The organism is Halomonas sp. (assembly GCF_041689495.1).
Classification (GTDB): domain Bacteria; phylum Pseudomonadota; class Gammaproteobacteria; order Pseudomonadales; family Halomonadaceae; genus Halomonas.
Map to the genome: position 1 here is coordinate 41,594 of NZ_JBDNGD010000196.1, position 19,539 is coordinate 61,132.

Sequence of the window (19,539 nt, forward strand, 5' to 3'; positions counted from 1 at the left end):
CCCTCGCTACGTGGTCGCCCCGCCGCCGTCTTGCGATTTCAACCATCGACAGATATAAGTCAAAGCGGTGCATCTCTTGAATCGCAATGTCAAACGACATGGCAGCCGACGACGTGGCACAGGCCGTTAACCAAATCGCAGAATCGCTCGGTGTCTCCCCTTCGCACGTGCGAATTAATGTCGAGCACCCAGTTTTCGGTTCGCACGAAATTACGCACGAAGGCGTGGCCGAAAAAGGCGCGAAGCCTAAGAAGACTGAAGAGCAAAAAGCCTCGCTCGCGAAGGCAGGCACGAGCGAAAAATCGCACGAGGGAAGCTGGTTCGACTTGACCGACGAAGAGCGGGCGAATCTGCGCGAAATGGCAGACGACGAGACGGTGAACAAAATTTGCGAGGGCACGAAAGAGCACAGGCACGCGAAAGGGCGCTGCCCCGCGAAAAAAGCGAACGGGGAACGCTGCGATTACGGCCGTCAGGGCTTCAACACGACGTTTTGTGTGAAACACGAGAAGGCCGGAAAGCGCGAAATCCACCCCGACGCGCTTAATTAAGCGCGAAAGCGCGAAAGCGGGCGGGCGGCCTTTTTTGCGAGCCTCGCATAGCGCGCGCCTTCGCGCGCCATAGCGCGCGCTAAGGGACTTCGCGCGTCGATTGGCGTGCTTCAGCCCCGCCAATCGGGAAATCGCGCGAATCGGGGGCCGTAAGGCCCCGTAAGGGGCAAATGGCTCGGGGGAAGGCCCCGCGAAAGGCCCCGCGAAGGCTTCGCGTTTCGACGCTTGAAACGGCTTTCGCGGCAGGAATCCGATGAGGCAGCCGCCGCCGATTCGCTCCATTTCGCTCTCGCGCGAAGGGGGCCAGAAAGGTCGATACCACCCAGTGATACCACCGAGTCAACGGGGTATCTCAAAACCGCTGAGACTGCCGAAATCGGACGGTAGGAGCCTGCTACCCTCAGAATCCACTTTTCGTCGGATTTCCCTGATTTGAGGATTCCGACAGTAGGAGGCTGGAGACTGTCGTTTTCAGCTTCTCATCACTCTCAAACTGCTGATTTATACTCCGGTGATACCACTCTGTCAAAACCATGCTACCACACCACATGATTCCGTCGAAAACCGCAAGAGGGCGGCGACTTTCGGACCATCGGTAGCTTTATTATCCCCCGGTGGGTCTGTTGATACGTCGCTCCCGCGGGCAGCCGGCACGCTGCCTGACTCGGCTTGGTCCGGCGGGACATCGACATCACCGCACACACGCATTACGCGAAAGGCCCTCTGGGTCGCTGCGGTGAGGTACGCTACGAACGCTCGCATTAAACGAGCGCAAATGGTAGCCCCCTCGGTTCCGATAAGGGCTTCGCGCGAAGATTAACCGCGCGAAGGCAGTCTCGGGTAAGGGGGGCCAAAGTGGGTCGCTTGGCGGAACACCAAGCGTCGAATACCTAAATGCGCGAAAGACTTAAAGTGTCTCGCGTTAATTCGCCCCAAAACCCTGTGTATCTTAAGCACGCCCCGTCGCGGCCTTCGGGCTATCCCGAAGCGCGAACCCCTTATGGGGAACGCGCGAATGTGGAAGCAGGAGCGCTCCCCCAGCGAAAATCGTGAACCCTCTTAATGAGGCAGTAGCCGGTCTGGATTCGGAGATAAATTCGCTCCCTAATGGGAGACTATCGGCCCCACCAACGAACGTACTTGAAACCCGCAAAGGGAGGAGAGGCAGTAATTGGCTGGGTAGCAACCGAGGCAGGCGAGGAACACGCGAAGTTTGACCGCGAAGTGTGTTCTGATGAAGCTACGAAGGCTCGCGTTCTTGGCGGCCCTCATCGGGTCGAAAAGCAAAGAACGCGTTAACCGACCGACGTGAATCCTGCGCCCCTTACGGGGCAGTGGGGCAAAGGTCACGAGATGTTACCCAGAGCGAAAGCACTCATTAAGAGTGCGGCCAACCGCCGCGGAAATTGACGCGTCGAAGCCGCTACAATGGCTCCGAGAGGAGAGTCCAGTAATGACGGTGGAGCGAGCAACACAGCGTTAAGAAGGCCGGAGGAGTCCTGCTTAAAAGCAGTTAGCCCCGGAGCCAGTTGCGCTTTCAAACGGCGAAACGGCCCAAACGGCGCGAGAATTATGCGCCAAACCGACCCGGAGAGTCTTCACGACCCACTTAAGATGGCGTGAAGGAGGCAGGGAGTCCGGAGGGCTTACGGCGATGATGCTCTGCAACCGACAGGCGATTAACGCCGCCGGTTAGGGAGCGAGGGAAGCCCCTCGTTCCCCCGGCAACGGTTTGCGCTCCCGTTAAAGAGTGCAAAGAGACTATGGGATACGACAACCGAATGACACGAAAGGAAGCGAAAGAGGTACAGGAAGCGCTCGAACTGCACGAAGCAGGCGAAACGGTCCCCCACCACAGCGAGGCTTAAACCCCATGACGACCCGATACAACAAAGATTACAGCGGCGACAACGATAGCGCGGCAAACGACTTCTTTGCGAGCGAAAACGACAACGAAACCATGAGCCAGACAGCATCCACCGACGACAGCAGCAACGTGCGAAGCATCGTTGCGAACGAAACGAGCGACTTCTACATCGGCATCGGTCACCTGAAGGCGGTTGCTTCGGCCTTCCTGAAGGCGCACCCGGCAATGGACACGAACTGGAGCGGCCTTTCAGAGCGAGAGATGTCCCCCCAGCTTCGCTACGTGAAGGCCCTTCACGAAGTGAAGGGTGACCTCGGCCAGCGACAGCGAGAGGCAGAGGGCAACGTCGCCATCGGCTTCGGGAGCGAAGATTGGTACGCGGGAGCCTTTGGCTCCGAGCTTCCCACCATCGAGACGGAGGCCATCGACGGCGGCATTCTCTCGACCCTCGAAGCGCAGGAAGGGAAGGCAACCGACGACGACGGCGACGAGACGTGGCCCGAAGGCTCTACGGCAGAGCTTGGCAACGGCCTGCCCGTTCTCCTGCCCGTTCTCGGCGGCGAAGTGATGCCGTGCTTCGTTAGCAGCGAAGCGCAGCTTGGGGCTGCTCTGGAGCAGCTTGAAGAGCTTCCCGAAGAGTCGGGCGTTGCCCCGGTCGAAGAGGAAGAGAGCGAAGCACCCGCCGAAGGCGCGGAAACGGCGAACGCATTCTTCGGCGAAGAGGAGGAGAGCGTAGAGCTTGGCCCCGAAGCCGGCATTACGGAGCTTACGGTCGGCGAAGTTCGCGACATGGTGACCGAGATTCACACGGTCGAAGAGGCTGAAGCCTACATCACCGCCGAGCAGCAGAACGAGAGCTACGAAGGCGGGCGAAAGCAGGCGCTAAAGGCGCTGCGAAGCCGCCGCAACAAGCTCGCGAAGAACGAGGGTTCGCAGGAAAGCGAAGAGGCTGAAGCAGCCCCAGAGAGCGGCGAGGAGAAGGCGGCGCTGGTTAACCGCCTCATCGACGGCGGCATGGACGCAGGCGAAGCCATCGAACAGGTTCGCAACCTCTAAGCTGCGAACCACGGTTCCCGCTTTCGTAGGCTAACGGCCTCATCGGTTCATGACCGGCGAAAGCAATGCGGTGGCGACCGCCCGGCATAAATACGCATGAAACCATGAGTGATTTTAAGGCCCAAGTGCAGGACGTACTGAAGCAGGTCGAAGACAAGAAGCGCGAAGAGCGGCGCGAAAGCACGAAGTACGGCGCGAAGATAGAGAGCGAGGGCAACGACGGGAAGTGAACCGCCGCACCTCGCAGAGCGACACGCACGAAGTGACGAGGCAGGTATCGGACGAGGAAAAACAGCTGTGGAAAGAAGTACGAGAGCGAGACAGAGCAACCGACTACGAGATGCAATGCGCGGAAATTGAGAGCAAAGACATTTCAGGGACTTCGTGGCGATGAGCGAAGAAAACGACTGGAACCACCGTTCGCAGTTCAAAGACGTAACCGACCCAGGACTTCGCGCTGTAACCGCGAATTACAATGCCCGAAGATACGGTAAGGTAGAGCAGTACCACCCTACGAGGGACAACCACAGCACTAAGGACGAGTCGGAACCCGATGAGGCTGCCCGCCGTACCGACTGGGAAGACGGGTTCGAACCACGGCATCTAAGCAGTGGGAAGTACACTGATGGAGCGAAGGACACTCGGAGTAACCGAGAGCGACTGAAGGCCGGCGAAACGGTCTGAAACACGAAGCGAACACTGGGCAATGACGGCAGGCTACCCTTCAGTCTGCTACGTTCAGCCCCCTTTGAAGGGACACAACCAATGACGAACGAAAACAACGAAGAGAGCAAAGTACAGAGCATCATGAACCCAACGAAGCAGCAAGAAATCGGCCTCTTAGCGGGACTGCTGGATGGCACGTTCGTGTGCGTAAGATGGCGCGGTTTCATGGTGAACCGAACGGAGTTAGACAGCATCGAAGTGAGCCGCGAGGGAGTTCCACTTGGCGGGCGAATGAAGTCTCCGGACTTCATGAGCCTGCTTACATGGCTTGAGAACAAAGAGGCGCTGTACGGAGGTGCAGCCCAATGAGCGCAGCAATGCAGCGCGGCGATGAAGTGCTTGCGCAAATCCCGTGGGAAGGCGTCGTTCTCGGTGAACTCGTAGACCACGGCCCCCGCTGCACCATCGTTACCGATGGCGGCGAGCAGTTCGAAGTCGATGAATCGAACGTGTGGAAAAACGGCGACGGCTACATGCTGACCGACCTTCCCCCGGAGGAACTATGAGCGATATTCCAGAGCACCCGTTTCACAGCTACAAAAACGACACCTACCAGTGGAAGTTGCGGCGCGAAGCGGGCGGCCTCCCCGAGTGGCTGGGCTCCGAGGTAGTCCGGAGTGAACTAAGCAGTGCGAAATAGAGAATGTACGACCACCCGAAAGACTTCGCACATGAACTTGCTATTCAGCAGATTCTCGCGAAAGAGTACGGCGTGAAGAACCGCGAAGACCGCATCGAACTGTGGGACCACATCATCAAGTTCACGTACTACGAGCAGTATTTCGCCTACGAAATCCAGGATTCGAAGGGCGACTCAGAAGCACGAAAGCAAGATAGCTATGCCGAGCAAGCATGGCGAAAAAGCGGCGCGTCGTTCCACAATCGAGTGCTCAAACAGCTTCGCCGGAGCGAACGCGCTGAGATTGACGGCGGCGACTACTGGCTTCACGTGGTCAAATCCGAGACGACACCAATGAAGCGATACAACACGGAACTCGAACCGATGGACGACGTAGAAGAGTTCGTCCTGACCTACTAATGATTCAACCAAACGACATTCCCGACGGCTGGCACGAACTGAACACGGAGTTCACGCAACAGAAGCAAGCATTTCAACGACCGCGAGATGGCCTCATTGTGTCCATCGAGTTCGGAACAGGCCACCAAACCGATTACAGTGCGGTAACGCTGCCCGAAAATTTCGTGGATGACCATCGGGTTATCGACGTGATTCACGACAGCAACGACCGAACTGAAGTCGAAGAGCAAGCGTTGGTATTCATGGAGGAAAACGAGCGATGACGAGAGCAAAGGGCAAAGACGACTTCACGGCAAAGTGGAACGACCATCTTGAGCAGTTCAGAAAACTGCGACACACCCTCCCAGCCGACCAATGGGATGAACTCGAAGAAAACATGAGTGAGATGAGCGACCTCATCGATTCTGCGGCTGAGGAGCTATACGGTGAGTGAACAAAGATGGGAATCGGTGGGTATCTTCGATGGATACAACGGAAACGGTCGCCATGTGCTTCAGCAGAAGGTGGAAATACGGCACAACACCGTCGTTCCATTGGACGAGCATCGCGTAATGCCCATAAGAGCGCTCGAATGAGCACGACAAACCGACTGGTGTAACCGGGGTTCGATTCCCCGGCGGTTCTTTCCCGCTATAATAGCGGGACACACCTATGGATTCAGAGACAAAAGAAATGCAGAAGAAGGAGAGTAATGATGCAGAAGTGCACACCTACCAGAACAACGACATCGTAAGCGCCGCTTCGGGCGAAACAGACACGAAGGACTTCACGGTAGTCGATGAAACGCACCCTGTCGCACAAGCGACTGGCTCCACCGATGCGAGAAAGCGCCAAGTGGACAACGACTGGCTGAACGAAATCCTCGCCGAACAGATTTACGATGAGGATTCAGCATTCGCACGGGAGTTCTTGCAGAACTCCGAAACGGCGTGCATTCGCAAAGCTCGGCTGCTGCTCTCACAGCACCCCGAGTACGGTTCGCAGTTCCTTAACCGAACGGTGTGGTACGACGCAGAGAACGACGAGACCATCACCGAAGTCAACAACACGCCAGACCGCCAGCGAATCCTCGCGGAGTACGACATCGCCGATGATGACCTCACGAAGATAACGCTCCCGCGAAAGATTGAAACGGTCATCGATGCAGCCCGCGACATTGGCTATGACCCAACCATCGAGGTGGACGTGTACCACGATGAGCGAGAAATCGTGTGGGAAGACAACGGCATCGGCATGACGTTCAAAGAACTCGATGAAGCGTACAACTTCACGGGTCGCTCCGGCTCTGGTATCGAGGGCGATACCGGCGGCAAGTGGGGGATGGGGGCACTCACCTTCGTCCCTCTCGCCGGGAAAAAGGGCGACATGGACTTGACGACAAAGACGTGCCGCCCTGATGCAGAGGATTACGACTACGAAGGCATTCGAGTCTGCGCCTATCTCGGTGGCTTCAACCCGCTTCCCGGCGACGTTTCCGACGACTTTCAGGGAACGCGCTTCGAGATTCCGGTGCTTACACCGGAGAAGGGCGGCGTCAGTATGAGCGACCTTCACGGCTGGGTGAAAAAGTATGCGGCAAAACTGAAGGTGCCGGTCGCTTACACCGAGCACGAAAACGGAACCAAAATCCGCGAGGAAGAGTACGGCGGCGTGAAGTTCATCGACTCGTTCGGTGAACCACCAGTTGCCATCGACCGTCCCGGCGAGTTCACGGCAGTCACCGGACCAGACGTGAAGGTTGGGCGGCTCTCGTACAACGATACCCGAGATGACACATGGCTGGTGTCAATGCCTATCAGCCGAAACACAAAAGCGAGCGTGAATAGTTTCTGGAACGTTGCCATCCAGATTCACGACGAACAGGGTCGCATTATCTCGGGACCAAACCGCGGGAAGTACCGCACTCCGGTTGAGCAAAACGGTGGCCTTCACGAAGACGACATCGTACTTCCAGAGCCAACGGCAGACCGCGACAGGCTTCAGAAGGACGACGAACAGGAAGCGTTCTTCGAGTACGTCTCGCAGGAAGTGAAGTCTGCTGAACTCGCCCTCGTCACCGAGTTTACGAACGAAATAACTGCGGTTGACCACCCAGCAGAAGCCATTCGCAACAACCCGGACGATTGGAAGGTCTTCGTTCGAATGGTGAACTTCACGGACTTCGTAAACGACAGAGACGAGTTCGCAGATTGGGACGACGAAACCGCAGAGCGCGTTTACGAGATGTTCGATGAAGTGAGCTACGCGAGTCGGGTATGCCACAACCCGCGAAACAAAGGTTCCCGTGAAAATAAGCGCCTCGGGGACATTCTGGCTGACATCCCACGTGAAAACGTCTACGTTGGCTGCACCATCAACGAAGACCGCGCAAAAGTCGTCTTCAACACGCACGATACCGCAGGCATTATCGCTGCGAAGAAGACCAGCGAGTATGGTCCGTACCAAGAGAACTTCGGCTTCAAGCTGCTCAACGACGTGCCGATGAAGCAGAGCGACGACCACGACTTCGACGTACCGGAGCACATTCACAATGCGCACAAACGGGACGTGTCGCCATCCGATGAGGCCGGCGACGAAGTGGTTGATGCTATCGGTGACCGGAAGCTCTCGCTGCGGTTGAACAACCGCAACACCACCATCGATAGGAAGGTAACGGTCGATGAGACGCTTGAAAAGCTCGATGAAGGCAGGCTCAACGGGAAAAGCACGCTGGTTGTGTTCCCCCGCGGCGGAGAACACAACGTAAGCGACAACTACGGGCTTCAGCGGTGGGCCGCAATCACGTCGGTCACTTCACAGGAGTACGAGGTGATGAAGGACAACCCACGAGTGATGACCAAAGACGAGTTCATCTCGCGGGCTGAAAACACAGTCATCGCCACCGAAGAGGGCGGCATGAAGGTGAAAGACCTCATCGAGATGGACGACAGGCACGTCATCATCGCTTACGCCACCAAGAAGGAACACAAGTTGCTCTTGAGCGAGGAGAACGATTCACTTCGTGCACTGCTCGCCGAAGACATGAACGAGCAGCCTTACTGGAACACGGACGATGATGGCAACTCGCTTCGCACCGAGCCGTTGTTCTGTGTGGCAGATGCGAAGACGCTGGAGCAGGCCGCGTATGCGTTCGCTCAGGATTACCCACGAAGGAGCGACATCATCGGGCTGAAGTTCAGGTACCACGCTCGAATGGAGTGGGTTGACCACATCGATTGGGAATCGCTCGATGGCGACATGGACGAGTATAAGTTGAAGGCGGATACTCCGAAATGGGACAACGACAGTGAAGTCTACGGGTTGTTCAACCGCAATCGAGCAGACGACTTCACCGGCAGCGTCCTAATGGGGATGCACGACATCGGGCTTGACCCGATGCAACTGGACAACACATCCATCCGCAACCTCGTTGCGACGATGGATGACCGGACGTGGAACGAGGATTCAGAATGGCCTATGAACCACATCAAAACAGGAGACAAGTAAGATGGTCGATATAGTCGATGAAAACGACGCGAACTATCTCGTGAAGTACGATGATGGAAGCGTCGATATGATTTCGAAATCGCCGATGAACCGCCTCATCATGGAGCGTAATCTGTGGGGGGTGCTCAGAAGCGGCAGTGAAATCTACGAAGTGAAGCCGAAAGTTCGGCTGATTCCTGGCGAAAACGCCAGAACATTCACACTCGAACTTGGCGAGTTCGAACCGCTGCACCTCGAAGCGCACCAAAAGGCCGAACTCGTTGATGCGCTGATGAAGGGCCACGAAAACGACGACATACAGCAGGCTCTCACCGAACTCTACGACCGGCTGCGAAACAGCGACGTGCGGGAGCGGCTGTTCTCCCGCCTCATCGAGTTCCCGCCCTTTGACGGGCACGCTGAAAGGCAAGACGGCGGCTGGTTCATCAACGACCATCTGCTGTTGACATGGGATGGTGAGTTCTACCATCCGAACACCGAGTCGAAGACTCGCTCGGGCAATATCATCGGCGATGGACAGTCCGTAATGGCATACCACGTGAATTTATCGACGTGGCAATCACAACAAGATGCGAAGCGGCACTTTGAACTCGACGGCGTGGAGTATCGGCTCTCAGACACCGAGATGGACTTCATTGCTCGGGCAATGTGGGCCATCACCGCGGCACCAAACCAATGAGCACAACTGTGGTGGGCGCTTCCTCTACTTACGAACTCATCGAAACAGACGAAGCGAGTTCCATAGAATTAATGCGCGGTGAATGCCTTCGAGTGACGTAGCGGGATAGGCCCGGTTCGGGGTTCGACTCCCCGACTACGTTTTGCGCCACTCGCCGGGCGCTCTGCCCAAATGACGGCGGGACAACGACCTATGTTTGGAGATAACAACGACAACGACAGCGGTAACGAGAACGAGAATGAAAGCGCCACGAGCTTCCTCGGTGGACTCTATGAGCGGTCCAAATCGCCAGAGCCAGAGCCGGTCGAGAAGTACGAAAGCAGCGCCGGTCGCTGGTCGCTTGGCAGCCACACGGCAGATGCAGGCATCGATACCGAGCAGTTAGACTCGGCTATCAATCAGGTGAAAGACCTGAACCCCGGTCTCGCTGACGTGCTGACAGCAGCGAAGAAAGGTATCTCAGAGAGTCAAGTAACCCGCTTCGAGTGCAACATCTGTGGGCTGGGCCACACGCACCAAGACCACAAGCACGACATTCGCGAAGAGTATGCGAGCAATGACCCCGGCTTCGGCGTAACCGACCAGTTCGTAGAAGAGATGGAGTTCTGCCCGTACTGTCACTGCGGGGTTAACGAACTCTCCATGCTCATCGACTTCTTCGGCTACCTCTCACAGCCAGTGTTTGAGCACGAAGACTTCGATGCAGTGTTGGGGCTGGACCCGGACTCCCTCATGAGCTACTGCCAGACGCGCCGCAACCTCGTGCTGGAGTCCGAGCCGAGTGAAGAGGTCACGAACCCACAAATCTTCGCGGAGTCTTCCATCAGCGAGGAAGAGGGCGAGTACATTCTCGACAACAGCGACGAGTTCGATGAGTTCTACAATCTGTGGATGGACATCAAGAGTGCTGCAAACGGCGCACCAATCGCCGGGGAAACCCGCGACGACATCGCTGAACTCCGTGAAATCATCGTAGAGGCAATCTCGGAAGAGTCGGAATCCGATGAGGCCGGCGACGACTACGACCACGAAGGCTTTGTGTCCTTCTACAACTGAACCGGGGGATGCGGCTTCATCGACTCCGACACAGTAGACCGAGAGGTGTTCTTCCACATGGGAGAAGCGGACTTCGATGACATCGCAGAAGGTGACGAAGTGGCCTTCAACGTGGTGTTCGCTGATAAGGGACCGAAAACAGAAGACTTCACCAAGCTGTAGTCGGCGTAACAGTTAAGGCATCGTGAGTTAATTCTTTGCTGGAGAGGGCACCTCCGCCTCATCGGGTTGGGACTCGATGGGGCCGCACCGTTGGAGCAACCGGGGTTCGACTCCCCGGCGGTGCGTTCCCGCGCCGATAGCGGGACACAACATGACCGAAACAAAGCGAACTTCAGAAGTGGAACAGTATCTCACCAACCTCGATTTCGACCCGACGACTTCGGAGCACACGAACCTCGATAGCGTCCCAAAACGGGCAGAAATCAAGTTCGAGGGCGACGATTGGCCCCGAACCAACGCCGTCGAAGGCGTCACACTGGGGATGGGGACGGGAGACCAGAACGACGCCATGATGGACGAAGTGATGGCCGAAAACATTGGCGTGCGGTTCCTCATCGAGCGGGCGATGCTAGACCCCGACACCACGGTGATTCCCCGTGAACCCTGAAATCGAACTCGACATTCAGCGCGGGAAAGATTTCTCCCTCAGTGACTACCCGCATCAGCCGGAGAAATACCACATCACGACGCACTTTCGCCAGCGGATGAAAGACCCAGAACGGTTCCTCTCTGGTGAAGTCATCGCCCGCACATTCACCTGTGGGGCGCTCCGAGTGAACGAGGATGGCTGTGCGGCATTCAACTGGACGCGTGGCGATGGCGTAGAATACTGGCTCCTCGCTGGGTTCCACGAAGCCGGCTACCGCATCGCCATAACAGCGTGGCCGTATCTGCGCGACCGACAGAAGGCGCTCGATAGCTACCGCTGGACGAAGGCAGAAATCGACACTATCGAAGCCTTCAACCAGAAGAAACTGCGGTACGGGCCACTTGAACACCAATACCCCGACTACATCAAGTGGTCGCAACAGAATCCACACGGAGGGCTGGTCGCATAATCGGCAAAAAAGTTCCGAACGTAAGGTAACGCCTTCGCGGGGTTCATGACCCCGGCGTTCACTGGACGTAAGCCCGCCGCGTCCTAAAACAACGAGCGGGACACAACTATGAGCAACCGAAGCACGACCCCCGACGACGTAGTACAGTTCGCCGGTCTGACAACGCACAACAACGTACAGCTTTCAGACAAAGCGCAGGAAGCTGCCTCTGGTGACCACTCTCGGCAGGGCGGGTTCTATCCCGACGAGATGCCCGAAACGAGTCTCGCAACCGCACTCCGTGACCTCGAACGCGCCGAGTCCACAGGGAATGCGTGGGAAGTCCCCGAGCAGGTCGCCGAGAACATCGACGTGGCGGCAATCAACGACGACGCACCGGATGGCATTAGCCTGCACGAAACGCACGACGGTAGCGTCTTCGTCAGCACCGACCGCCGACAGTCCGTAGTTTCACCCGACAAGCTCACGAAGTGGGTGCAGGGTGAGTACCGACGCGACGACAACAACCAGTTCTACGACCCACTGTGGCACGTTCCATCGAACGACTACACTGTGGTTCCGCCGCTGGACTTCTACGAACCGCTCGAACAAGCACTCCGCGACGAAGACCTCGGAGATGCCGTGTTCGGTGAGATTCGGAAGTACAAAGGCGGCGGTGAAGTCCACATGGAACTGCTGTTCGACTGCTTCCGCATCGATAATCCCGACGCAATGGGACGGCAGCAGAACGACGGTGATGCCGTCGCTGACGGTGGTATCGGCGGCCACATCCTGCTCGGCATTCGAACGGGCTACGACTTCTTCGGTGGTACGGCAATGTACGCCGAAGGATTCGCACAGGACACGTGGTGTTCGAACTCCATCCGCTCCATCACGGAGGAAAAGACGCGCCGCCACGTCGGCGACACAAGCGAAGTGCGCGACTGGTGGGACAGCATTCTCGCCGAGATGGAACTGATGACCGACCGGCTGGCGGGCCTCATCGAGCAGGCCAACCAGATTGAACTCGACTACCTCGGCATGGAGTTCAGTGAAGTGATGGGTCACTCCGACGACCTGCTCGCGTTCTACGAGAGCGCAGGATTCCCCACGTATCTGGCCCGAGAGGCGTCCAGTCACGTTCGTTCCCGAGCAGACAACCAATTCCTCCCGACGATGTGGGAAGTCCACAGCGGGGCAACCTACGCCCTTACGCACCACTACCGCGGTGGCGAGAACACCAGCCGCAACAACGAACTGGTGCAGGTCAGCAACGACCTGCTGATGAACCCAGCGCAGGCCGTGACCGTCGCCGAGAACAACGCCCAGCAGCGCGCCGAACAGAAGCGCCGCGCGGCGAAGGGCGAAGGTGAACTCGATGAGATGGCCTTCGCAACGAAGGTAGAGACGTTCCGGCAGTCCATCTCCGACCAGCGCGACGAGTTCCAGACGAAGCAGGAGGAGCTTCAGTCGATGCTCGTGGGTGCTGGCGGCGAGACGGAGGCTGACGACCAGTGAACGAGCATCTATGGCGCGAGTTCGGCGACTTCACAGTCGCGCTCGGTGTAATCAGAATCTTCATCGTGTATATCCTTCCGGCCATAGGGAAGCTGAATCTGTCACCAGAGGAAGTTCGATGAGTGACGTTGACCCCGGCGAAGTCATCCGACCGACGCCGGACCAGCGCCGGGACGTTCCCGGTGACATGGCAGGTACGCCCCTTCAGATGGTAGACAACTACGCAGTCTACACTGAACTGCCAAGCGACCGAACGGTGCCACGCTGGCTGACCATCGAAGAACACCCGGACAACCCTGAAGTGTACTCCCGAAAGTGGGTGTTTCAGGGCGTCGATGGCATCATGGTGCTGTACGAGTACATCAGGCATCGCTACGGCGAGGGCAAAGAGCCGCCGCAGGTGGACTCCCAGCGCAAGCCCTGCTGCCTGAAAATCATGCAGGATAACGGGCTTTCAACGCGGCACTGTCCCGATGAGGTCCGCGACCTCGTAGCGAGGGTGACTGACGCGCCGGTCGCTTCGCTGAACGAGTTCGACCACGGACCAACCGCCACGGAGTAACGCTCCCACGGGGTTCACGACCCCACGGCGGCTTCCCACAGCGAGTGGGACACAACCATGAACGAAGAGCAAGTCTACGAACTATTGACCCGCGTTAGTGGAAGAGACATCACTGGGCTTGAAACCCCGAGCGCCGCCGATGACTACGAAGTCTGAACGCAACCTCGAAGAAGAACTCGGGCCGTCCCCGAATCCATTCTTCGCAAAGAAAGACGAGCCGTGGAAAGACGCGAAGGTCATGCTGAAACTGGATAAAAAGCACGACTATCAGTACGAAATCGCACACGTCCTCGGTATCAGCGCCTCGAAAGTGTCCTACTGGATGGACAAAGCCTACGACAACTACGAGCCAGAGCCGGACGATGAGGCGCTGGAGTGTGAATACTACCCGGTGTGTGGTAACGAGACGCCGGGAGCAAGCAACGGCCTCTGCACCGAGTGTCTGGACCTGCTACGGCAGGACGACTCCGGCACTTCGAAAGAGGTGCGGAAGAACAATCCCGACTTGTCGAAGCTGAAGCTGATGAAGAAGCTCCGCGAGACGTACCCCGACCTAATCAATGGCGCTTGAACACACACTACCGATTCCGCTTGATGTACCGACCGAACTGTACGAACTTCGCCCCCCACAAGACACGAACATAAACGCCTGCATTGGCGTGGCGAAGCGGCGGTTCAAAGAAGACCACGGCATCGACGGCGTGACTGCACGAAAGGTGCTCAGTTACAACGGTCGTGTGATTATCGTGGCGACACCGAACCTCTTCCGCGACCATTACGACGGCATTGCGTTGGCTGTCACGATGGAGAACGAAGACGCGGTTCGTGACTACCTCAAAGACGGGGACGAAGACGCGCTGAACCACCTCGCTGGAAAAGCAGACGAGCAATCTGTCGGGTTTTCCAAATTCGATGAACTGCGTGAGCGGCTGGACCGCCTCATCGGATTCTTCCCCGAAGATTACACACAAGAATGAGCGACGAAGACCCACCGCTGAAAATCGAGGAGAAGTGGGCGGAGTATCGGATGGAGCAGCTATCCGATGAGGCGGAGCGCATAGCACAGGAAAAAGAGAGACTGAAGGAGCAGAAAAATGACTAACGACGAACTACGAGAACTACGAGATGACATCGTGCGGGAAATGTACGCAGAAGCAGTGCCGCCGATGGACTACGACGACCTGCGAGAAAACCCAGATGACTATCCAGAAGAATGGTATAAGAACCACTACTTGAGCACTGAACGGTTCAGGGAAATCTACGATAAACACATCGATGAAGCGGGGATAAGCAGAAGAGAAAACACCTCACTTTCTATCGCTGTACTCGCAACCCTCGCACCGACAAGCAATCCGTACTTGGTAGATGAGGTGGAAGACGATGGTTGATTGGGGCGGCAACTACCCTCCGGGCGCAAAGAACGACCCACGAGCGCCGTACAACCAGCCGGCAGCAGAAGAGTGCATCGAGTGCGGTGGAACGTACACCGAAGGCGGCCACAATCCGATGGAGTGCTACGAGTGTGGTCACGGCGACTTCGAGTGCGGCGACTGGGACGAAGAACTGGGTACCGAAGTCTGCCCAGCATGCGGTTCTGAGGACATCGAACATCTCATGTGTCCCAACGCAGGGATGAACCGAGCCGACTACGAAGAAGCGAAGAAGGCAGAAGCAGCAGAGATGAAGATGGACGCAATGAGGGAAGAACGATGAAAGTAGATTACATCTACATGGAAGAAGAATACTGCCCAGTATGTAAAGACACGTACCTCGCAGCCTGCATGGCACCATGACTTCGTATCGTATTGAAACGTTCACGCTGCACGACTACTGCCCAGCAATCGTTCTCGACCGTGTGGTCGAAGACGTATCTCCGAACTTCCGCCTCATCGGATTGGACGACGAGATGGCGGACGTGATGTTCGCGCTCTACGATGGCGAGAAGTTCCAGCAACGATGGCACCCTGAAATTTGTGGGGTTATCGTCTCGTGGCTTCGGGACATCGTGAAGCGTGGCTACCTCTGGGTACAAACATGGGACGACAGTCACTTACCGGGCGAAGAACCCGGAGTCACAGTATGGAAAGACGACTGGGTGCAGGTAAAAATGAGCGACGAGGACGTGTCGAAACTCGATGAGGCCGCCGACTACATCGAGTCGTTGCGGTAGGCCGTCATCAGGTAGCGCAAGCAGTCGCGCTCTGCGATGAGCCGACTATCGGCGAACTGAAACACCACGTTGTACCACTTCTCCCACTCTTCGACTGTGCCTGAAATCTGGTTGGGGTAGACCTTCCGGTACTTCAGCACGTCGGAGTAGCGGTTCTGGAACTTCGACCACGGGGCTTCGATGATGACTTGAAGCTCGTCGTCCCAGTACTCAGCGCGTATAATCTCACTCTTGAATCGCTCCCGACCGTGAGTGATAGAGTTGAGGAAGTCCGACGGCGCTTTGCGCTCCACGCCGAGTTCAGGAATGTACGTATCGTTCTCCTCGTCGTAGTCGCAGAAGCGTTCCAGCGTGTAGTCAGCGGTTTCGAGTGTCACGCTGCGGGTCTCGACGGGGTAGCCGTCGAACGTCCACGGCTTCTGCTCTCGGTTATCAACGAGGATGGCAAACACCGACATGATTACAGCCCCGTCTCGCTTTTGAGTTTCATGAGTGCGCTCATTTGCATGGAGATAGAGAGGCCGAGTTCTTCACCCAGCTTGGTGAATGCTTTATCGTTGTCGCCTTTGTTGGGATGCGGCCAGTACCGCTTCCCTCGTGCATCGGCATTCGCAACGATGATGCAGATAGCGAACAAGAGTTGGTCGATGGGCTTCCCGAAGTCCGACGGCTTCACGGTGTCCAGAATCGAGCGACCGCGCTGCTTCTGGTACTTCGTGAGTTCGAGTTGGGAGGCGATGGAGTCGTACCGATGCAGGTTATCCTGTCGGTACATCATTTCTTTGTTCTCACGGCGTGGTCCGTTCCACATTCCCGTGTTGTACGAACGGAATTTGCGGAACTTCTGACGCTCGTGAGGCAGTGCGTCTTTGGGTTCGATTTTGGTGGCGTTCTCGGTGTCCGAAGTCAGGACATCGGGAGGTTGCTTCTCGTTAACGTGTTCGACCATAAAGGGGACTGAAGACAAGAGACGCGAACCAGTAGCTATCGAAAGCAGAAGCGAAATCGCGGTGGAGGGAGGCGCGAAGAATAGCCACGGCTCGCTGGTAGGCTTGCCCTCACTAAACAATTAACGCGCATTGACTTAAATCTTTGGGTATGACAGACGAAAGACTCAATAGACCGAGCAACGAACGAACCGACATGCAACCAACCGACATAGCACACCTCGCTGGCATCTTTGACGCATCGGGTACAATCACCGTCCACATCTCAGAGGAAGAGAGCTACGCAATCGGCTACCGATACAAGCCCATGCTTCGCATGCACCGTCCACCGTGGGACGGCCCGCTGATGGGGAAACTGGACGAATACTGCGAAGAGAACCACGTGCGCTACTGGGTAAACGACGACGAGCGCGAAGCTGACGAGTCCTACGAGTTCGTCGTGACAGACCCGCATAGTATCGTGAACTTCCTCGACCCGATGCTGGAGTATTTCGTCACGAAGTACGAACCAAGCATCGTGATGGGCGACATCCTCGCTGGAGTAGCAGAGGATAAGCACAAGACGAAGGCGGGGTTGATAGAACTCGCGGAGAAAGCCGATGAGCTTCGCGAATACTCACGTCACGGACCCGATTCAAAACATACTGCGGAGTATTTTCGGAGCCTCTGGAAAAACGAGACGAACGGCATCTCATAGAGTCCGACGCTTCGTAGACGGCATCGTAGCATCGCCTTCGACCACGTGAATGATGTTCTCGTTCTCATCGAGATGCACGATAGGACAGTCCACCGGGTCGATGAACTCGTCGCGGTCCTTCGGATGGTTTCGACGCCCGACTAACTGCCCGAAGTGAATCGCGACACCTTCCTTCCCGTTGAAGACCTGCGTGCAGTACGGGCATTGTCGCGCCACGTCTTCGCTGGCTCTGCTCTCTGGGTAGTTGACACTGACTCGGCGCGTGCCAGCAGTCTCGGCCTCATCGAGTTCCAGCCCGTCCGGCATCTCGTTCTACGGCCCGTGTGCCTCATCGCTCTTCCGAAGAACGTGGAGGTAAAGGCCGCGAGCGAGCTTCTCTTCCCCGCAGATTCGACCGTCTGGGTACTTCGCGGGGCAAAGCACCGTGCGCTCATCGTTGCTGTGATTCGTTGTGTCCGCAGTGGTTGGGCACATGTCCCTGACGCAAAGAATGCGCCATGCAGCATTAGTTGTTTCGTACCTAAATTCGAATTTCGGCGAGTTAAGCTCAGTAAACAACGATTAATGGACTTTAGGACACGCCAAAGAACAATTTCACCGGATGATTTCAATCGGTGGAGTTAAGTCATTGGCCTCGAATTGTATAGTGAGGGCAGTGATGAAGCGCGTCACCCCGCGCGCCTATTCATCGGCCCTTACCCGAGGTCGGAATCCCCCACCTCCCCTGACTCCTTCTCAAAGGTCACTACCTTTAAGAGCGGTCGGGTATTCGGATTACGTGAGGGAGCTTCCCTCGATAGGTTGTGTCCCGCCGTCGTTCCGGTAGGGCTTTTCACGGGGCGGTGGTAAACCGCCCCAATTCACTTGGAGGTAGCCGAGGTACCCGGCTTGGCGAAAGTATTGGAGCAATGACTCCACGAAGGGGTTCGAGGCCCCAGCCTCCACTCCCGCCTAAGAGGGGCGGGTTCCTAACTGCAAGTCGCACATGGCAAGGTACTACGCTACCATAGGTCGTGCCTCATGCACCAGCCCGGCTTACAACCGGGCTGAAAGCTCTCAATGGTTGAAGGTGTGGTTCGATTCCCACCGAGAGCGTCTGGTCGGCGCGTTGTAGTGTCGCGCCGACAGCCTCACCTGCGAAACGCTACACACACCATGAGCCTTACAGCCTACCTTTTCGGCGTCGGCGCATCGCTTGCCGCTCCCTTCTTCACGAAGGATGAACCACGAACCCTCGGAGCAGATGACGTGCAGGCAGCCATCAACGAGATGAACGACATCACGGAGCGTGATTTCATCGCCACGCTCGGTGAACCAGAACTCCGAGACTACGGTGGCTTCTTTCAGGACGACTGGAAAGTCATCGTTCCGGTCACTGCGAGCGACTACGCCGACCCCGGCCCACTGGTCTTCGACCTGCCGCGCGGCGTCTCGGACGACGATTCGCTGCTCTACCGCCTGATGGACGTGACGGGTGCAGATACCGTCCACGACATCGAGGGAACCGAAGTCCCGATGGAAGTCGTCGGCGGTAACACGATGGTCTTCTGGGATGCGTTGGCTGCTCCGAGCGAAGAGAGCAAGTTCGTGCCTGAAGACGAACAGGAGTCCGATGAGGCCGGCGACCCGAACGATGACTGAATGTAGGTGCAGGCCATGTTGCGCGCGTTGTTTGTGCGCGTGCTATCGCGCGAGCATTCCCACGTGCGGGCGCGCGGAGGGGGTGACCCTCTAAGGGATACCCTCGGTAGCAACCCTCCGTTCAACCACTAAGGGTTTAGAGAACGGTACTGAACACCGGGCTCATCGAGTTACTACCCTCGTGGTTAGAGAACGGTACTACACCTCGTGGTTAGAGAACGGTACTACACCTCGTGGTTAGAGAACGGTACTGAACACCGGGCTCATCGAGTTACTACCCTCGTGTCTAGAGAACGTATTCCTGCTGACGCGTTTACCCTCCACCCGTAACCGACACTGGCACCCATCGGGGTTCGAATCCCCGAGTCGGCTTCTGCGGCCTACTCCACCCGCAGACCACTCGAACGTGTCACCGCGATTTCTACCGAAGGGATTAAGGTGTCACGCATAGAGTGTTAGAGTAGGCAATCCCCAGCAGCGGGGAGCGCCTATCGAACGATGGAG

Annotated in this window: 27 protein-coding genes; 24 read left to right on the forward strand and 3 right to left on the reverse strand. The window is 56.9% G+C overall.

Annotation, left to right across the window (positions count from 1 at the left end):
- The first annotated feature begins 98 nt into the window (after positions 1 to 98).
- The 22 genes from ACESMD_RS07040 (at position 99) to ACESMD_RS07145 (ending at position 15,750) form a co-directional block, all read left to right on the forward strand.
- Positions 99 to 551, forward strand: a complete 453-nt coding sequence (locus ACESMD_RS07040; protein WP_372611651.1) for a hypothetical protein — start codon at positions 99 to 101, stop codon at positions 549 to 551.
- Positions 552 to 2,424: 1,873 nt separating this feature from the next.
- On the forward strand, positions 2,425 to 3,474 hold the full coding sequence (locus tag ACESMD_RS07045) for a hypothetical protein (RefSeq protein ID WP_372611653.1): 1,050 nt from the start codon (positions 2,425 to 2,427) through the stop codon (positions 3,472 to 3,474).
- A gap of 104 nt (positions 3,475 to 3,578) precedes the next feature.
- The gene (locus tag ACESMD_RS07050) at positions 3,579 to 3,704 is read left to right on the forward strand and encodes a hypothetical protein (RefSeq protein WP_372611655.1); all 126 of its coding nucleotides are present in this window, start codon (positions 3,579 to 3,581) and stop codon (positions 3,702 to 3,704) included.
- Positions 3,705 to 4,239: 535 nt separating this feature from the next.
- Positions 4,240 to 4,509, forward strand: coding sequence for a hypothetical protein (locus tag ACESMD_RS07055; RefSeq protein ID WP_372611657.1), 270 nt, complete (start codon positions 4,240 to 4,242; stop codon positions 4,507 to 4,509).
- Entirely contained in the window at positions 4,506 to 4,706 is a 201-nt protein-coding gene (locus ACESMD_RS07060) for a hypothetical protein (RefSeq protein WP_372611659.1), read from the forward strand. The genes ACESMD_RS07055 and ACESMD_RS07060 overlap by 4 nt, the downstream gene beginning before the upstream one ends.
- Positions 4,707 to 4,843: 137 nt before the next feature.
- Complete coding sequence (locus tag ACESMD_RS07065; protein ID WP_372611661.1) at positions 4,844 to 5,239, forward strand: hypothetical protein; 396 nt, start codon at positions 4,844 to 4,846, stop codon at positions 5,237 to 5,239.
- The gene (locus ACESMD_RS07070) at positions 5,239 to 5,502 is read left to right on the forward strand and encodes a hypothetical protein (RefSeq protein ID WP_372611663.1); all 264 of its coding nucleotides are present in this window, start codon (positions 5,239 to 5,241) and stop codon (positions 5,500 to 5,502) included. The genes ACESMD_RS07065 and ACESMD_RS07070 overlap by 1 nt, the downstream gene beginning before the upstream one ends.
- Positions 5,499 to 5,672 carry a hypothetical protein gene (locus tag ACESMD_RS07075; RefSeq protein ID WP_372611665.1) on the forward strand — a complete coding sequence of 58 codons (174 nt, stop codon included), beginning with the start codon at positions 5,499 to 5,501 and terminating at the stop codon, positions 5,670 to 5,672. Before ACESMD_RS07070 ends, ACESMD_RS07075 begins: the two co-directional genes overlap by 4 nt.
- Positions 5,673 to 5,911: 239 nt before the next feature.
- Positions 5,912 to 8,725 (forward strand): hypothetical protein, encoded by a 2,814-nt coding sequence (locus ACESMD_RS07080; RefSeq protein ID WP_372611667.1) that lies wholly within the window; start codon positions 5,912 to 5,914, stop codon positions 8,723 to 8,725.
- Between the two features lies 1 nt (position 8,726).
- Complete coding sequence (locus ACESMD_RS07085; RefSeq protein WP_372611669.1) at positions 8,727 to 9,404, forward strand: hypothetical protein; 678 nt, start codon at positions 8,727 to 8,729, stop codon at positions 9,402 to 9,404.
- 192 nt (positions 9,405 to 9,596) lie between these two features.
- Complete coding sequence (locus ACESMD_RS07090; RefSeq protein ID WP_372611671.1) at positions 9,597 to 10,460, forward strand: hypothetical protein; 864 nt, start codon at positions 9,597 to 9,599, stop codon at positions 10,458 to 10,460.
- Positions 10,461 to 10,478: 18 nt separating this feature from the next.
- Positions 10,479 to 10,622: a hypothetical protein gene (locus tag ACESMD_RS07095; protein WP_372611703.1), complete on the forward strand. Its 144-nt coding sequence runs from the start codon at positions 10,479 to 10,481 to the stop codon at positions 10,620 to 10,622.
- Between the two features lie 151 nt (positions 10,623 to 10,773).
- Positions 10,774 to 11,070 carry a hypothetical protein gene (locus tag ACESMD_RS07100; RefSeq protein WP_372611673.1) on the forward strand — a complete coding sequence of 99 codons (297 nt, stop codon included), beginning with the start codon at positions 10,774 to 10,776 and terminating at the stop codon, positions 11,068 to 11,070.
- A complete protein-coding gene (locus ACESMD_RS07105) occupies positions 11,060 to 11,521 on the forward strand; it encodes a hypothetical protein (RefSeq protein ID WP_372611675.1) in 462 nt (153 codons plus the stop codon). Before ACESMD_RS07100 ends, ACESMD_RS07105 begins: the two co-directional genes overlap by 11 nt.
- 108 nt (positions 11,522 to 11,629) lie before the next feature.
- The gene (locus ACESMD_RS07110) at positions 11,630 to 13,018 is read left to right on the forward strand and encodes a hypothetical protein (protein WP_372611677.1); all 1,389 of its coding nucleotides are present in this window, start codon (positions 11,630 to 11,632) and stop codon (positions 13,016 to 13,018) included.
- 118 nt (positions 13,019 to 13,136) lie between these two features.
- A complete protein-coding gene (locus ACESMD_RS07115; protein ID WP_372611679.1) occupies positions 13,137 to 13,580 on the forward strand; it encodes a hypothetical protein in 444 nt (147 codons plus the stop codon).
- A gap of 139 nt (positions 13,581 to 13,719) precedes the next feature.
- Positions 13,720 to 14,151 (forward strand): hypothetical protein, encoded by a 432-nt coding sequence (locus ACESMD_RS07120; RefSeq protein WP_372611681.1) that lies wholly within the window; start codon positions 13,720 to 13,722, stop codon positions 14,149 to 14,151.
- Positions 14,141 to 14,557 (forward strand): hypothetical protein, encoded by a 417-nt coding sequence (locus ACESMD_RS07125; RefSeq protein WP_372611683.1) that lies wholly within the window; start codon positions 14,141 to 14,143, stop codon positions 14,555 to 14,557. The genes ACESMD_RS07120 and ACESMD_RS07125 overlap by 11 nt, the downstream gene beginning before the upstream one ends.
- Positions 14,554 to 14,682, forward strand: a complete 129-nt coding sequence (locus ACESMD_RS07130) for a hypothetical protein (protein WP_372611685.1) — start codon at positions 14,554 to 14,556, stop codon at positions 14,680 to 14,682. The genes ACESMD_RS07125 and ACESMD_RS07130 overlap by 4 nt, the downstream gene beginning before the upstream one ends.
- Complete coding sequence (locus tag ACESMD_RS07135) at positions 14,675 to 14,968, forward strand: hypothetical protein (RefSeq protein ID WP_372611687.1); 294 nt, start codon at positions 14,675 to 14,677, stop codon at positions 14,966 to 14,968. Before ACESMD_RS07130 ends, ACESMD_RS07135 begins: the two co-directional genes overlap by 8 nt.
- Complete coding sequence (locus ACESMD_RS07140; RefSeq protein ID WP_372611689.1) at positions 14,961 to 15,293, forward strand: hypothetical protein; 333 nt, start codon at positions 14,961 to 14,963, stop codon at positions 15,291 to 15,293. Before ACESMD_RS07135 ends, ACESMD_RS07140 begins: the two co-directional genes overlap by 8 nt.
- A 76-nt stretch (positions 15,294 to 15,369) precedes the next feature.
- A complete protein-coding gene (locus tag ACESMD_RS07145; RefSeq protein ID WP_372611691.1) occupies positions 15,370 to 15,750 on the forward strand; it encodes a hypothetical protein in 381 nt (126 codons plus the stop codon).
- Here ACESMD_RS07145 and ACESMD_RS07150 read toward each other — a convergent pair.
- Complete coding sequence (locus tag ACESMD_RS07150; RefSeq protein ID WP_372611693.1) at positions 15,729 to 16,208, reverse strand: ERCC4 domain-containing protein; 480 nt, start codon at positions 16,206 to 16,208, stop codon at positions 15,729 to 15,731. The genes ACESMD_RS07145 and ACESMD_RS07150 overlap by 22 nt on opposite strands.
- 2 nt (positions 16,209 to 16,210) lie before the next feature.
- Positions 16,211 to 16,699, reverse strand: coding sequence for a hypothetical protein (locus tag ACESMD_RS07155; RefSeq protein ID WP_372611695.1), 489 nt, complete (start codon positions 16,697 to 16,699; stop codon positions 16,211 to 16,213).
- A 194-nt stretch (positions 16,700 to 16,893) separates the two neighbouring features.
- Here ACESMD_RS07155 and ACESMD_RS07160 point away from each other — a divergent pair, with 194 nt between their 5' ends.
- The gene (locus tag ACESMD_RS07160; protein ID WP_372611697.1) at positions 16,894 to 17,394 is read left to right on the forward strand and encodes a hypothetical protein; all 501 of its coding nucleotides are present in this window, start codon (positions 16,894 to 16,896) and stop codon (positions 17,392 to 17,394) included.
- On the opposite strand, the gene ACESMD_RS07165 is transcribed toward ACESMD_RS07160, so the two are convergent.
- Positions 17,389 to 17,700 carry a hypothetical protein gene (locus ACESMD_RS07165; protein WP_372611699.1) on the reverse strand — a complete coding sequence of 104 codons (312 nt, stop codon included), beginning with the start codon at positions 17,698 to 17,700 and terminating at the stop codon, positions 17,389 to 17,391. The two genes, ACESMD_RS07160 and ACESMD_RS07165, sit on opposite strands and share 6 nt — an antisense overlap.
- An 849-nt stretch (positions 17,701 to 18,549) precedes the next feature.
- On the opposite strand from ACESMD_RS07165, the gene ACESMD_RS07170 reads away from it, so the two are divergent.
- A complete protein-coding gene (locus ACESMD_RS07170) occupies positions 18,550 to 19,035 on the forward strand; it encodes a hypothetical protein (RefSeq protein ID WP_372611701.1) in 486 nt (161 codons plus the stop codon).
- Positions 19,036 to 19,539: the final 504 nt, after the last annotated feature.